Below are 14,285 nucleotides of genomic sequence, written 5' to 3' on the forward strand. Positions count from 1 at the left end.
GAGCCGGACCGATAATCTACTGACAGAACTGCCAGTAAGGCATCCGAAAGCAAGAGTCCGGACAGTATCGAACTGACAGGCACCTTACATCACGGCACTGGTTATCCCGGCATCACATTCACCTGGATCATCCAGGCTCGACATACCGGACTCTTTCACGGCGTTCCCTGTAGCTATTGGTTAGTTAAGGTAATTGCGCGCCTCTACAATGAGGTTTCAGTAAGACCTCCAAACATTGGTGGACGATCTTTAATGCTGCGAATATTGTCACGAAAAATTTCAGCACTAACCTGTTCACCGCTTAGACCTAAATACTTTAAAGAGCCTGGAGATATGCCAGGCTCCTGACCTCTTGCGATTGCCAAAATCTTTTGATGTACCGCTTCACGCGATCCAGCTTCTTGGATAACCCTATTAAGAGTAGGGCGAGATACTCGCTCTACAGCACTTCTCGTGCCACGGGATGTATGGGCGAGGTTCCTGATATCTCTGCCACTCAGATCATTCATTATTTTCGTCATCACCTCTTCAGGCAGGTCGCCGAACCCGGCGCCAGCTTTCGGTGCAGCCTTGTAAACGACCGATGACGGGCCAGGACGCCCAGGCATGTTGTTTCCAACGCCCTTAAGTGCCGCCCTGTAATTGTATCTGAAGCCCAATGCAATCCCCGTCACACCGACAGCGCCGATAGCGATGCCTCCTAGAATCTTGCTGGCTTCAGGTGCGGTGTTAATGGTTGCAAGAGATGCCAGACCTGTCCCGAATATCGAGAGTGCAAGCAGCCCAATACCCGCCTTCACCCATGAAAGATGCCCCGTCGGATCAACCCGATTGACCGGATCGCCCACGCAATACGCGTATGCATTCAACCCGCCCCTGCCAAACGGACTCATACTGTCCGGGCTGTTAAAACGCATCAGCACAGGATTGTAGGCGCGATAGCCGTTGCCGAGCAGGTAGTGGCCAGTGACTGGATCAGGCTGCTCGCCGTTGAAACCGGGCAGATCTGCAATAGTCTGCCCGGCTTGATGATGCCCGAACGGCGTATAGGCGATATCAACCGGTCTCCCGTCTTCGCTCACGTGCAGAACGCTATTGCTGCGGTCGCCGGCAATCATTGTTGTCACGACCTCATCGCCCTCGCGACTCTGTTGCGCAAGCAACTGGCCGCCTGCACGGATACAGGTTCGTTGCCTGCCGCACTGCAGCTCGGTCATCAGTTGCTCGCCGTTATAGAACCGGTTGGAAACGGCCTGAGCCAGCGGGGTCAATGTGGACACGCGGTCCAGCGGGTCGTAGGTGTACTTGCAGAGAATAGCCATGATCGATCCTTGATGATGGAGTAAGCACTCAGGTGAGTCAGGCTGGAGAAATCATGTACAGATAAACATATCAATACGTCATAGCTGTATCAGCATCGCTTAGCTGATCACCCCCGACGGCTGTTCTTCGAATGTCCCTAGCGGCAGTAGCAACTTCACTGCTTGAACGCCTTTGCGTAACCAGCTCTATATTTGTCCCTGTACCCTCCCAACGCCTGATGCGTGGGCTGACTATCCGAATGGCGAGCACTGGAGTCAACATGCCTATTGCCGTCGCGAGCAAAATATTCGCAGCAGGAGCGTCAGGATCGACCGCATTGATTACCCGGCTTACTGTAAACACGCTGCTGGCTGCAAGCTGGCCGACTGCTGAAGCCGCTATCAGTTTCGTTGATAAGGGTTCACCGCCCTTGGCGATAGCCTTTATCGCAGGAACAGCCGTCTTTACACCCACGAAAGCACCGAACAAGCCGAGCCCTATCCAGACAAATGAAAGTACCTGACCAACATCCACCTCATGCCCGGTCGGATCAGACCGATTAACCGGGTCCCCCGCGCAGTACGCATACGCATTCATACCACCCTTGCCAAACGGACTCATACTGTCCGGACTGTTGAAACGCATCAGTGCCGGATTGTAGGCGCGATAACCATTGCCCAGCAGATAATGACCGGTCAACGGATCGGGTCGCTCACCGTTGAAGCCTGGCAACTGGTTCAATGCTTGCCGATGCCCGTAGGGGGTGTAGGCAATAGGGCCAGGCAAGCCGGCCGATACGGTGTGGAGCACGCTGTGCTGTTGGTCCGAGCCGATCAACAACGTGGCGAGCGCTGACTGCATGGCCAGCAACTGACGGTCGCGATGCAGGAAACGAAGGTGTTCCGCCCCCTGAACCTCGCTGACCAGCGTGTCGGACTGATAGAACGAACGGGCAATGGTTCCTATCGCAGGCGTGCGAGCCGCGAGCCGGTCAAGCGCGTCGTAGCGGTAACGGCACAGAGGGGTTGGCTGGCGCATGGCGAGTAACCGGAGTGGTCTTGATCAGCGAGGCAGGCCTCTTCAAGCAAACAATGCACCGCAGGGACCGCAGCGGCTACTCGTAGAACTGCTAGGTTTCATCATTATTGTCAGGGGTTCTGAACGCATTCCAGCGAGCGCTCCAGCTCGGCCTTGGCCATATTGATCAGATGCACCACCGAGAACGCCAGATCACGTTTCAGGCCGTCAAGGTTGTCACCGGTTTCATACGCGGTGGCCGAGGCACAGCGCAGTATGTCGCTGACCTGCATCAGAGAGTCTTCCAGAGAGTTGGGGAGCGGCGGGGATGGGGTTGAGTTGATCATCGCTTATTCCTTTAGCTGACAAGACCACCAGATGCCTGCTGCTAAACAAACAAGGGTGGCGACTTTGACGCGGGTTAGCAGACCGGTGTGGAACAAGCGCAAGCAACCGGCGCACCCAAAGGTGCCCCACGCAAAGCCGCCATAAACGGCACTTGCGCCACTTGTTATCCACAAACAGGCTGCTAAACCCGATCGCTGAAAAAATCAGCGACCGACGCAGCCTAGTGTGCAGAGTTGGCAGGCACAAGGGCCCGGGATTTTCTAGGAAAGGTCATACGCAGGAAAGCGAAAAGACTGAAGGAAAGGTCCTGCAGGACAGGTTTTTCGTGAGCGGAAGTAACCTGAATCTTTCAGAAGAGGACGCAGAGCGTCCAGAAATGCATACCCACGCGGAGCATGGGTACGATGATATTCCTCAGATCGCCTATCGTTCCTGACGCTCTGCGTGGGAATGCCGTTCGCGACGCTCCGCGTCATCCGGAAACCGCGCCGATCAGCTGCCCTCGGTGCCGTGTGCTTCTTCGAAGAAGAAATCCTTCCAGCTCGCCGCCTTGTTTTTCAACACACCCAGCTCATGCAGTTTCTCGGCGTAGATGAAGGTGCGCTGCGGCGTGACGGTGAAGTCGATTTCCGGGTCGGCGACGATTTTCTCTACCAGTGGCAACGGCAGCTTCGATTGCTCGACGCGGATGTAGGTCTGCGCGGCAGCGGGCTTGTCGGCCTTGATGATCTTCTCGGCTTCAGCCAGCGCGTCGTAGAACGCCTTGTAGGTCTTGGGGTTTTTGTCGTGGAATTTCTCGGTGGTGTAGAGCACGTTGAACGTCGCCTGGCCGCCCAGCACGTCATAGGAACTGAGCACCTTATGGACGTTGGGGTTCTCCAGTTCCTGATACTGGAACGGCGGGCTGGAGAAGTGCGAGTTGATTTCCGAACCACCGGCAATCAGCGCGGAAGTCGCATCCGGGTGCGCGAGGCTGACCGAGATGTTGTCGAATTTCTTGTAGTTGTCGTTACCGAACAGCTTGGCGGTTTCGATCTGCAATGTGCGCGACTGGAAGCCCACGCCCGCAGCCGGTACGGCGATACGGTCCTTGTCGGTGAAGTCCTTGAGGGTCTTGACGTTGGGGTTGTTGGTCAGCAGGTAATTGGGCATCGAACCCAGCGAGGCAATCGCCTTGACGTTCTGTTTGCCCTTGGTGCGGTCCCAGACGGTCAGCATCGGCGGCACGCCTGCCGACACCACGTCCAGTGCGCCGGCCAGCAGCGCTTCGTTCATCGCCGTGGCACCTGAAATACTGTTCCAGTCGACCTCAATGTCCAGGCCCTGCTCCTTGCCGTGTTTCTCGATCAGTTTCTGATCGCGCACCACGTCGAGGATCAGGTAGCCGATGCCGAATTGCTGAGCGATGCTGATCTTGCCTTCCGCCTGAGCGCCGCCGCTGAGCAGCGCGCCAAACAAGCCGAGCGTCGCCGCCAACACAGTCAGTGCCGGGCGTTGAAATGCAGTATTCATGTGGTTCTCACCCTGATTATTCAAAAAAAGACGGCGTTTCAACGCTGCATGCCCCAGCGCTTGACGGTCAGGCGTTCGATGTTGGCGAACAGCAGGTTCTCGACCAGCAGGCCGATGAGGATCACCGCCGCCAGACCCGCAAAAACCTTGTCGGTATACAACTCGTTACGGTTCTGGAAGATGTACCAGCCCAGACCGCCCTTGCCGGAGGACGCGCCAAACACCAGTTCGGCAGCAATCAGCGTGCGCCAGGCAAAGGCCCAGCCGATTTTCAGACCGGCGAGAATCGATGGCAGGGCAGCAGGAATCAGGATGTGCCAGACAAAGCGCAGGCCTTTGAGACCATAGTTGCGCCCTGCCATGCGCTGGGTTTCCGAGACACCCAGAAAGCCCGCGTAAGTATTGAGCGCCAGTGCCCACAGCACCGAATGCACCAGCACGAAGATCAGGCTGTTCTGACCCAGCCCGAACCACAGCAGCGCCAGCGGCAGCAGGGCAATGGCCGGTAACGGATTGAACATCGCAGTCAGCGTGCTGAGCAGGTCGCGGCCCAGTTGGGTGGACACTGCCAGGGTGGTCAGGGCGAACGCCAGCACGATGCCGATCAGGTAGCCCTGAATCAGCACGGTCAGGGAGATCCAGACCTTGCCCGGCAACTCACCGGAAATCAGCCCGTCATAAAAGGCGGCCGCCGTTTGCAGAAAGCTCGGCAACAGCAGGTCGTTGTTCTGCAGACGTGCGGCCAGTTCCCAGATCACCGCCAGGGCGATCATGATGACGCATTTGCGCACCCAGCCCAGTTGCCAGATGCGCTGTGCCAGGGGCAGATCGCGGGCCAGGTCTTCCTGAGTGAAAGGCTCCAGCGTGATTTCATATTCTTCGCGAGCGGGAGGTGCGAGGCTCATGATTCGGGTTCTCGGTAGTCGTAAAAAGCGTATACAGAACGCTCTGGGAAGCGTTAATACGCACAGCATTCATTATTTAGCCTTTGATTCTGCTCGCAGGGCGTGGAGCGAGTTTGTTCGCGAATGGGCCGTTACATTCTCAAAAGATGCATTGTCTGAACTACCGTCTTCGCGAACGAGTTCGCTCCTACGGCCTTCGGCCAGAATCAAAAACCTGTACCAGTGCGGCCAGTCAATAAGCAATCCGGATGTCCTGAAAATTCAGATCCTGCTCCACCGGCCCGGCCTCGCCCTCATCGAACAACAACCGATGAATACGCTGTGCGGTTTGCTGAAAGCCGACGCCGCCGAGACTTTTCAGGTCGTATTGATGGCTGTTGATTTCCGCCCGTACACGGCCCGGATGCGGCGACAGCAGCAGGATGCGGTTACCGACCACCAGCGCTTCTTCGATGGAGTGCGTGACGAACAGCAGCGTAAAGCGCACCTCTTCCCACAGCTCCAGCAGCTCTTCCTGCATCTTGCGGCGGGTCAGTGCATCCAGCGCGGCGAACGGCTCATCCATCAGCAGGATTTTCGGCTGCATGGCCAAGGCTCGGGCAATTGCTACACGGGCCTTCATGCCACCGGACAAGGTGTGCGGATAGGCATCGGCAAACGCGCTGAGGCCGACCTTTTCCAGGTAATAACGTGCGCGCTCCAGCGCTTCGGGGCGCTTCAGCGTGCGTGATGCCAGCAGCGGAAACATGACGTTCTCGATCACGGTTTTCCACGGCGGCAACTGGTCGAATTCCTGAAACACCACGATGCGGTCCGGGCCAGGCTCGGTGACCTGATGCCCCGCCAGGCGAATCTCGCCCTCACTGGGCGCGATGAAACCGGCCACCGCCTTGAGCAGCGTCGACTTGCCGCAACCGGATGGGCCGAGCAGCACGAAACGATCGGCCGGATCGACTTCGAAACTGACCTGATGCGTCGCCCGCACCACGCGTTCTGGCGTGCGGTATTCGAGGCTGACGCCGCGAACTTGCAGCAAGGCTTCAGCAGTGGGCTGTGCAGCCGGCTGCGGTTGGGTGCTGGTGCTGGCCGTGTGGCCTTGCGCGACAGCATTCATGAACGGCTCTCCTGAATCAAAATGGCGCGGTGCCTTGAATGGTCGTGCGATGCAGCTTGCGACGCAGGTGCGCCGGGCAGCCGGCAGCCAGATGGATCAGGGAACGGTTGTCCCAGAACACCATGTCGTTGGCCTGCCACTGGTGTCGATAAATGTGTTCGGGCTTCACGCTGTGCGCGTAAATCTCGTTGAGAATCTGACGGCTCTCGTCTTCCGGCAGACCGAGGATGCGCGTCGTGAAACCCTCGCTGACAAACAGCGCCCTGCGCCCGTTTTCAGGATGAGTGCGAACAATCGGGTGGCTGACTTCGACCACCTGCGCCAGTTGCTCGGCGGTCAGGGGCGGACGCCAGTTGGCGGCGTTATGGCCCTCGGCGTAGCGTGCGGTGTAACTGTGCACCGCTGAACGCCCCTCGACGGCATCGCGCAGGTGTTGCGGCAACGTTTCCCATGCCAGGTGCATGTCTGCAAACAGCGTATCGCCGCCTTCACTCGGCAGCTCCTGGGCGTACAACATCGAGCCCAGGCTCGGCAGCTCCTTGTAAGACAGGTCCGAATGCCAGTACTTGCCGGCATCGCCCAGGCCCACGGGCTTATCGTTCTCGACAATATTGGAGACGATCAGGATTTCCGGGTGGTTGGCCAACAGAAACTGCTTGAGCACATGGATCTGCAGCACCCCGAAGCGCCGGCTGAAATCGATCTGCTGCTGCGGCGTGATCTGCTGATCGCGGAACACCACCACATGGTGATCCAGATGTGCCTGATGCACACGAGCGAAGTCGGCATCGTTCAACGGCCTGGACAGATCCAGCCCAACGATTTCCGCGCCCACCTTTTCGGTGAATGGACGCACTTCGAAGGATTGCGAAGCAGGTTGAGCGGACAATGAAGCGAGGGAGGCTGCTGGCATGAGAACTCCGACTCCAGGACTGTGTGACTGAAAGACGAAACTCTATAGGTATAAGAAAGAGAATTTAAATACCGTTGGGGAATAACGATAGCGCCGAATATTTCATGCGGGTGCCTCGCAGGCCCAATCCAGCATAAATGTGTCATGACAGTTACATCGAAGTGTCAGAACGGCTTGCTAGGGTCGGCGCCTTATTCGACCTGAGTGAAGCGCCTGCTATGCGATCCAATAAACCGGTTGTCCATGTAATGGTGTCGTCATTGATACTGTCGCTGCTTGCCGTCTCGGTTCAGGCTGCGAGCCGTGCCAATGACAATCGTATAAACGGTGTCGATCTGCTCTCCGGGTTCAATACCCTTTGGACAACCGGTGCAACCTGGGACACCGGCACGCCCACCGCCCTCGGTCAGAGCTTGCTTCGGCGCAACCTGCAGATCGTGGTCGACCGTGCCAACTCGCGCACGCTGGCGCAGGAAACCGCCGCCTACTTCGATGACCGCCGCGACCAGAGCTACAGCGCCATCAGCGGCCTGGGCTCGCTGAGCGATGCTTACAAAGCAGGCGCGGGCGCGTTCACGACGATCACGCAATTCGACGACAGCAACAAAACCGTCAAGTACGACGACAAAGGCAATGGCGCAGGCAGTTCGTCTTCAGCGCTGGGCAAGGTGGTCGATCTGGTCGGCGCCGTGCGCAACGATGCCTCCACGACTCCGGCCAAGTCCCACTATCTGTATCCACGGCCATGGCGGCAGAGCCTCGACGGACAGAGCCTGGCATTCGTCGTCGCGCCGTCCCTGCGCCCGGCCGAAAGCACCACGCCGGCCAGTGACTCGGGTTTCCCCAGCGGTCACACCAACGCAGCTTACCTGTCAGCCTACGCCTTGGCCTACGCGATCCCGGAGCGGTTCAGCGAGCTGATGCTGCGTGCTTCGGAGATCGGCGACAACCGCATCGAAGCGGGCATGCACTCGCCCTTCGACGTGATGGGCGGGCGAATCACGGCGACCTATTTCGCCATCGACAATCTGTCCAATTCCGCCAACGCCCAACTGCGCGCCGATGCTCGCGCACAGGCGCTGGCCTATTTCACTGCTCAGTGCGGCGGCAACGTCAACAATTGCATGACGGCCATCGACCCGGCCACCGACCGCACTTCCCAGCACGCACAGGACAAGGCGCTGTACACCGCGCGCATGACCTACGGCTTCGACCCGGTCGGCCCGACCAACCTCGCCCCGGTCGTGCCAACCAACGCTGAAGTGCTGCTGGAAACACGCTTCCCGTACCTGGACGCCAGCCAGCGCCGCGAGATTCTGGCGACCACTGAACTGTCGTCGGGCTACGCAGTGATCGATCAGTCAGGTGGCTACGGTCGCCTGAACCTGTATGCCGCAGGCGATGGTTACGGCGCGTTCAATTCCAACGTCACCGTCAACATGAACGCCAGCCTGGGTGGCTATAACGCCATCGACGCCTGGCGCAACGACATCAGCGGCAGCGGCGCACTGATCAAGAACGGTACGGGCAACCTGATCCTGACCGGCAACAACACCTACTCGGGCGGCACGCTGATCAACGGCGGCACCCTGACCGGTCATGCCCAGGCCTTCGGCAGCGGCACGATCACCGATAACGCAACGCTGATGGTCGATCAGTCCACCAACGACACCCTCGCCAACACCCTGACCGGCAACGGTGCGCTGATCAAACGCGGTATCGGATCGCTGAACCTGACCGGCAACAGCAGCCTGTCCGGCGCGACGTCCGTGCAGGCCGGTCGCCTGGCAGTGAATGGCAACCTCGGTAACTCCATCGTCAGCGTGCAGCAAGGCGCAACGCTGGGTGGCAACGGCACCGTCGGCGGCATCAACGTCGCTCAGGGTGGCGTGGTCGCACCGGGTAATTCGGTCGGGCAACTGAACGTCAACGGTGACGTCAACCTGGCTCAGGGTTCGGTTTATCAAGTGGAGTCGGACGCCAGTGGCAAAGCCGACCGCATCGTCGCCAGCGGCCGCGCCACGATCAATAACAGCACGCTGTCACTGGTCGAGGGCGGTAACTGGCTGGCCGCCAGCCGTTACTCGATCCTCTCCGCAGCCGGTGGCGTGAGCGGTGCATTTGCCGCCGTACAAACCAACTTCGCGTTCCTTACCCCGACGCTGAACTACACCGCTACCGATGTCGGGCTGACGCTGGATCGCAACGCACAAACCTTCGCCAGCCTGGCGACCACGCGCAACGCCAAGGCGGTCGCGCAGGGGCTGGACAGCGCGGGCGCAGGCAACGCGCTGTGGCGTCAGGTGGTACAGGACGACGCCTCGACGGCGCAGGCCACGTTTAACGCGCTGTCCAACGAACTGCACGCGTCGACGCAGTCTGCACTGATCGAAGACAGCCGGCTGGTGCGCAATGCCATGAATGCTCGCATGCAACAAGCCCAATCTGCACAGGCATTCGGCAGCACCACGCAAACCCTCGCCGGTGACGCCTCGCGCGGTGTGGTGTGGACCCAGGCCATCGGCGCGACCGGCCAGACCGACAGCAGCCGTGACGCCTCGGGCCTCGAAACCCGCACCAGCGGCCTGTTGTTCGGCGCCGACGTACCGCTCGACGACACTTGGCGTGTAGGTGCATTGGCAGGCTTCAGCAACAGCAGCTTCGACCTGCGCCACGCGTCCGGCTCGACCGACAGCGACAACTATCATCTGGGTGTCTACGGCGGCGCGAAGTGGGGCCAACTGGGCCTGCGCCTCGGCGCGGTACGCACCTGGCATGAGCTGACCGCCAAGCGCACGCTGGACCTGCCGGGCTCGTCCGAGCACTTCAAGGAAGACTACAAGGCAGCGACCAATCAGGTCTTCGGCGAACTGGGCTACACCCTGGAAATGGGCAACGCACAGCTTGAACCCTTCGCCAACCTGGCGCACGTACGCCTGGACACCGACGCCTTCGACGAGAACAGCAACGCCATCAGCCTGCAGAACAAGTCCCAGGACAACCACATCACCTTCAGCACCTTGGGCCTGCGTGCAGCGACCCGCCTGAACGCAGGCAGCGTCGTGATCAAACCCAACGCCACACTGGGCTGGCGTCGCGCCTACGGTGACGTCACCCCGGAAAGCCGCTCGGCCTTCAGCGGCGGTGACACCTTCGAACTCTCCGGCGCCCCCATCGCCCGCAGCGCAGCCGTGCTCGGCGCAGGTGTCGACCTGGGGTTGAGCGATACGCTGAGCGTGGGCCTGAGCTACGACGGTCAGGTGAGCAACGACGCATCGGATCAGTCGCTGAATGCCCGGGTGACATTGGCGTTTTAAGGCTGAAGCGGCGGCTGCTCTCTGTAGGGGCGGAGAGCAGCCTGCCGAAGTTATCAGGGGGTCTGAGCGCTCTTGCGTTGACCCTCAATTCCATAACACGCCAACCCTCTCGCTTTCATTTCCCAGCATCCCGATCAGCCTCAACAATCGGGGTCGGGAATGGGCTGCGTGCCTTTGCAAACCACCACAGGGCACCCGCCCCGATAACGCTCGTCAGCATGGTCAAACTCAGGATGACCTGGCGGATGCCCAAGGGCGCTGCGAGCAGGGCCACCAGCAAACCCGCCAGAGGCTGCGACAGGTTGTTGAGCAACGTGATCACGCCCACCGTCTTGCCGAAGTCCTGAGGCGGTATCACCCGCTGCCGGAGGGTGCGCATGTAGACGTTGAACATCTTGTCGAAGCCGACGATCAACAGGAACCCGAGCGCATAGCCAATCAGGTTCGGGCTCAGGGCGCTGATGAATGCCCCGGTCGCGATCATCGAAAAGCCGACGCCACCCAGCACGCGCATAGGCAGAGCCACGCGGGCCAGGAAGAACAGGATCACGATGGTCGTCACCGCGCCCGCCGCCTGCAGGCCGGCGTAGCTGTCTTTGCCGGCGCTGTACTCACCGATCACCATGGCTGCCGAGGTCGCCAGCGTGACACCGACGATCAGGTTGACGCCTACTGCCAGCGTGATGATCTTTTTCAATTCCGCCTGGCTGCGGATATGCCCGAATGCAATCCGCAACGGCTGCAGCCAGATGTCCTGATGCTGCTCGAACACCTCCAGCGTGATACGGCTGAGACGTTGCCACGCGAGCATGCTCAGGTCTGCCAGCAGGAACAGGCCAGCGGTCAACAGTACGACCCAGTGCCAGGCCCACACTTCAAGCATCAGTGCCGCGACCAAGGGCCCGAGAACCAGCCCGGACTGGTCGGCGATCTGGGAATAGGACAACGTTCTGGTGTAGCTGTAGTGCTGAAAGATATGCGGCATGAGCACTTCGCGCGCCATGATGCCTTGCGTGGTCAGCACCCCGCACAATGCCGACAGCACCACCAGCCATCCGATACCGCCAAAGATGGCGTAGAGCACCATCGCCAGCACGCACAGCGATGCCCGGTAGATCTGGCTGATATGCAGAATTTTGACTGGCGGGTATTTGTCGCAGAGGGCACCACACAACGGAAACGCGAGAAACCTCGGCAGCGATTCAACGAAAAACGCCAGCCCGGCCCACGATGCGCTGTTGGTGGTCTGAAACACCACCAGCGGCACAATGAACAACAGAATCTGATCCGCCAGCCTGGACAGGAAAAGCGAGACGAAGAAAGCGAGGTAATCCTTACGCATGGAAAACTCCTGTAGGCCGGGACGTGCATCGCGATTAACCGAGCCAGGCGTTGGAGCTTATTGGATTTACGATTTTAATGCTGGCGGCGCTCGCTACAGTTAGTATTCCTCAGGTCATACCTGGCTTGATACATCCATGCTGAGACGCCCTCTCCTGTGAGCTCGTGGAGAAATACTGATGAACTCATCGCCAAGGTCCTCGGCCATTCTGGCCATCCTGTTGACGGTCCTGCTCGCAGGTTGCAGCGCCGCACCAGGGTCTGCCAGGCCATCTGTTAATGCGACCAGATATGGCGAGGGCGGTGTTTCTGCCTTTTACACATGGCCGGATAAAGTGCCGCCGACACCGGGCCGACTGCTGCGCTCCGAACCGCTGACGGACAAGCAGAGTCTCGAAAATGCCGGACAGAATGTCCGCATCCTGTACACCTCAACAGACGGGCTCAACAATCAGCCAGTCGCAGTGTCAGGTGCTCTGTTCATGCCCAGAGGTAAGTCGCCAAAGGGCGGATGGCCACTGATGGCGTGGGCGCACGGTACTGTCGGTAGCGCGGACATCTGTGCGCCTTCATTCACAGGGCGCAGTGATCGCGATACGCGCTACCTGAATGAATGGCTTGGCCGGGGTTATGCGATTGTGGCTACTGACTATGAGGGTTTGGGGACGCCGGGGCTGCATCCGTTCGGGCTGAGCAGTCCGCTGGCATATGGTGTGCTCGACAGCATTCGTGCCGTTCAAGGTGCTGGGTTCAAGCTATCTTCGCGGGTGGTTGTGTTTGGGCAGTCCCAGGGTGGCCGTGCCGCTTTCGCTACGGCCGTGTATCAGAAGACTTACGCGCCCGAATTGAACATTGTCGGTGTGGTCGCGACCGGGACGCCTTATCCGATGGCTCAATTGCATGAGAAACATACCGGACCGGATAACTTCCGCGATCAGGTCTCGCCGTCGCTGGCCTACAACCTGTTGCGATTGAGTACCGCCGCGCTGATCAACCCGTTGCTGCATCCCGCCGATTACCTGAGCGACCGCGCGAAGCCCGCGTTTGAAACCAGCCAGCGTGAATGCCTGCAAGCCATCGAGCGCAAGGTGGTCGCGGATGGACTGACGTTCAACAACAGTTTCAAACGCTCACCCGAGAAAGCACTGGATCAGGTCAATCGCCATTCGGACTACCCGACGGTAAAGTCGGACATTCCGGTATTTATCGGTACCGGGGGCAAGGACGTCATCTCACCTGTTCGCAGCCAGATCGCGCTGGTCAAGGACGCGTGCAGGGCAGGCGACCGCATCGAATGGCATTACTACCCGCAACTGGATCACTCCGGCGCAGTGAATGGCTCACTGCCGGACTCGACACGTTTTGTCGAGAAAGCATTTTCGGGGGAGTTTATGACGGGGAATTGTGGGGAGACGCAGAGCGTCGCACGATAGTTGAGGTTATCGTTCCTCACACCAGAGCGTGAGGAACGATAAGTGCCCGCAACATGCTCCGCGCTCAGCTTTACACACATGTCTTTGTGGGAGCGAGCTTGCTCGCGAAGAGGCCGGTGCAGCCCCCGGAAATATGGCGTTTGGACCAACGCCTTCGTGAGCAAGCTCACTCCCACCAAGATTTCTGTCCAGCCCCATACAGCATGTAGCTGCGACGCGGAGCGTCGCACGATAGTTGGGAGAGCGAGAGTCAGTAATCAGAACGCAGGCAATACCGCGCCGTCGTACTTCTTGTTGATGAAGTCTTTGACTTCCTGGCTGGTCAACGCTTTCGACAGCTTTTCGATGGCGTCGGTGTGGGCGTTGTCTTTGCGGGTGACGAGGAAGTTCACGTAAGGCGAATCGGCACCCTCGATGATCAGCGCGTCTTTCTTCGGATTGAGCTTGGCTTCCAGCGCGTAGTTGGTGTTGATCAGGGCAAGGTCAACCTGCTTCAACGCACGTGGCAGTACAGCTGATTCGAGTTCGCGGAATTTGAATTTCTTCGGGTTGGTTGCGATGTCTTTCGGCGTGGACAGGGCGTTGGTCGGATCCTTCAGGGTGATCAGGCCACCTTTTTGCAACAGCAGCAGTGCGCGGCCTGCGTTGCTGCCTTCGTTTGGAATGGCGATGGTTGCGCCTTCAGGCAGATCCGCCAGTGTCTTGTACTTGCTGGAGTAGCCACCGAACGGTTCCACGTGTACGCCCACGCCAGTCACCAGATTGTCGCCCTTGGCTTTGTTGAAGCCATCCAGGTAAGGCTTGGTCTGGAAGTAGTTGGCGTCCAGACGCTTCTCGTTCAGTTGCACGTTCGGCTGTACGTAGTCAGTGAAGACCTTGATTTCCAGGTCCACACCTTCCTTGGCCAGGGTCGGCTTGATCAGCTCAAGGATTTCCGCGTGCGGTACGGGCGTCGCGCCGACTACCAGCTTTTCACCTGCGTGAGCCAGGCCAATCGAGAACACAGCCGCCAGAGCGGTCAGCAAAAACGTCTTTTTCATGCAATGTCCTTAACGAAATCCGAGAGCGTCATCCAGAAAATGA

Annotated in this window: 11 protein-coding genes; 2 read left to right on the forward strand and 9 right to left on the reverse strand. The window is 59.1% G+C overall.

The features are described 5' to 3' along the window. Nucleotides 1-203: 203 nt before the first annotated feature. From JOE34_RS04585 to JOE34_RS04615, 7 genes are all read right to left on the reverse strand, one after another. Nucleotides 204-1,322: an RHS repeat-associated core domain-containing protein gene (locus tag JOE34_RS04585; protein WP_154292392.1), complete on the reverse strand. Its 1,119-nt coding sequence runs from the start codon at nucleotides 1,320-1,322 to the stop codon at nucleotides 204-206. Between the two features lie 70 nt (nucleotides 1,323-1,392). Beyond that, nucleotides 1,393-2,340 (reverse strand): RHS repeat-associated core domain-containing protein, encoded by a 948-nt coding sequence (locus JOE34_RS04590; RefSeq protein WP_010414132.1) that lies wholly within the window; start codon nucleotides 2,338-2,340, stop codon nucleotides 1,393-1,395. A 110-nt stretch (nucleotides 2,341-2,450) separates the two neighbouring features. Beyond that, the gene (locus tag JOE34_RS04595) at nucleotides 2,451-2,666 is read right to left on the reverse strand and encodes a hypothetical protein (RefSeq protein WP_003392450.1); all 216 of its coding nucleotides are present in this window, start codon (nucleotides 2,664-2,666) and stop codon (nucleotides 2,451-2,453) included. 493 nt (nucleotides 2,667-3,159) lie between these two features. Then, nucleotides 3,160-4,179, reverse strand: a complete 1,020-nt coding sequence (locus JOE34_RS04600; RefSeq protein ID WP_003341510.1) for an ABC transporter substrate-binding protein — start codon at nucleotides 4,177-4,179, stop codon at nucleotides 3,160-3,162. A 38-nt stretch (nucleotides 4,180-4,217) separates the two neighbouring features. Next, nucleotides 4,218-5,084 carry an ABC transporter permease gene (locus tag JOE34_RS04605; RefSeq protein WP_010413585.1) on the reverse strand — a complete coding sequence of 289 codons (867 nt, stop codon included), beginning with the start codon at nucleotides 5,082-5,084 and terminating at the stop codon, nucleotides 4,218-4,220. 232 nt (nucleotides 5,085-5,316) lie between these two features. Then, nucleotides 5,317-6,198 (reverse strand): ABC transporter ATP-binding protein, encoded by an 882-nt coding sequence (locus JOE34_RS04610; RefSeq protein ID WP_010413583.1) that lies wholly within the window; start codon nucleotides 6,196-6,198, stop codon nucleotides 5,317-5,319. A 16-nt stretch (nucleotides 6,199-6,214) separates the two neighbouring features. Beyond that, nucleotides 6,215-7,111: a TauD/TfdA family dioxygenase gene (locus tag JOE34_RS04615; protein WP_010413581.1), complete on the reverse strand. Its 897-nt coding sequence runs from the start codon at nucleotides 7,109-7,111 to the stop codon at nucleotides 6,215-6,217. 218 nt (nucleotides 7,112-7,329) lie between these two features. On the opposite strand from JOE34_RS04615, the gene JOE34_RS04620 reads away from it, so the two are divergent. Then, nucleotides 7,330-10,428: an autotransporter domain-containing protein gene (locus JOE34_RS04620; protein ID WP_209995150.1), complete on the forward strand. Its 3,099-nt coding sequence runs from the start codon at nucleotides 7,330-7,332 to the stop codon at nucleotides 10,426-10,428. Nucleotides 10,429-10,543: 115 nt separating this feature from the next. Here JOE34_RS04620 and JOE34_RS04625 read toward each other — a convergent pair whose 3' ends face one another. Next, nucleotides 10,544-11,770, reverse strand: coding sequence for an MFS transporter (locus JOE34_RS04625; protein ID WP_209995153.1), 1,227 nt, complete (start codon nucleotides 11,768-11,770; stop codon nucleotides 10,544-10,546). Nucleotides 11,771-11,948: 178 nt separating this feature from the next. Here JOE34_RS04625 and JOE34_RS04630 point away from each other — a divergent pair, with 178 nt between their 5' ends. Next, a complete protein-coding gene (locus JOE34_RS04630) occupies nucleotides 11,949-13,202 on the forward strand; it encodes a lipase family protein (protein ID WP_004414494.1) in 1,254 nt (417 codons plus the stop codon). Nucleotides 13,203-13,459: 257 nt separating this feature from the next. Here JOE34_RS04630 and JOE34_RS04635 read toward each other — a convergent pair whose 3' ends face one another. Next, nucleotides 13,460-14,242 (reverse strand): MetQ/NlpA family ABC transporter substrate-binding protein, encoded by a 783-nt coding sequence (locus JOE34_RS04635; protein ID WP_003317320.1) that lies wholly within the window; start codon nucleotides 14,240-14,242, stop codon nucleotides 13,460-13,462. Nucleotides 14,243-14,285: the final 43 nt, after the last annotated feature.

Origin of the sequence: Pseudomonas sp. PvP028 (assembly GCF_017832255.1) — a bacterium.
Lineage (GTDB): Bacteria > Pseudomonadota > Gammaproteobacteria > Pseudomonadales > Pseudomonadaceae > Aquipseudomonas > Aquipseudomonas syringae.

Excerpts from the sequence above, each read along its gene's own strand:
- JOE34_RS04620 (WP_209995150.1), top strand. The coding sequence starts at position 7,330 with ATGCGATCCAATAAACCGGTTGTCCATGTAATGGTGTCGTCATTGATA.
- JOE34_RS04585 (WP_154292392.1), bottom strand. The coding sequence starts at position 1,322 with ATGGCTATTCTCTGCAAGTACACCTACGACCCGCTGGACCGCGTGTCC.
- JOE34_RS04595 (WP_003392450.1), bottom strand. The coding sequence starts at position 2,666 with ATGATCAACTCAACCCCATCCCCGCCGCTCCCCAACTCTCTGGAAGAC.
- JOE34_RS04625 (WP_209995153.1), bottom strand. The coding sequence starts at position 11,770 with ATGCGTAAGGATTACCTCGCTTTCTTCGTCTCGCTTTTCCTGTCCAGG.
- JOE34_RS04600 (WP_003341510.1), bottom strand. The coding sequence starts at position 4,179 with ATGAATACTGCATTTCAACGCCCGGCACTGACTGTGTTGGCGGCGACG.
- JOE34_RS04610 (WP_010413583.1), bottom strand. The coding sequence starts at position 6,198 with ATGAATGCTGTCGCGCAAGGCCACACGGCCAGCACCAGCACCCAACCG.
- JOE34_RS04615 (WP_010413581.1), bottom strand. The coding sequence starts at position 7,111 with ATGCCAGCAGCCTCCCTCGCTTCATTGTCCGCTCAACCTGCTTCGCAA.
- JOE34_RS04635 (WP_003317320.1), bottom strand. The coding sequence starts at position 14,242 with ATGAAAAAGACGTTTTTGCTGACCGCTCTGGCGGCTGTGTTCTCGATT.
- JOE34_RS04605 (WP_010413585.1), bottom strand. The coding sequence starts at position 5,084 with ATGAGCCTCGCACCTCCCGCTCGCGAAGAATATGAAATCACGCTGGAG.
- JOE34_RS04630 (WP_004414494.1), top strand. The coding sequence starts at position 11,949 with ATGAACTCATCGCCAAGGTCCTCGGCCATTCTGGCCATCCTGTTGACG.
- JOE34_RS04590 (WP_010414132.1), bottom strand. The coding sequence starts at position 2,340 with ATGCGCCAGCCAACCCCTCTGTGCCGTTACCGCTACGACGCGCTTGAC.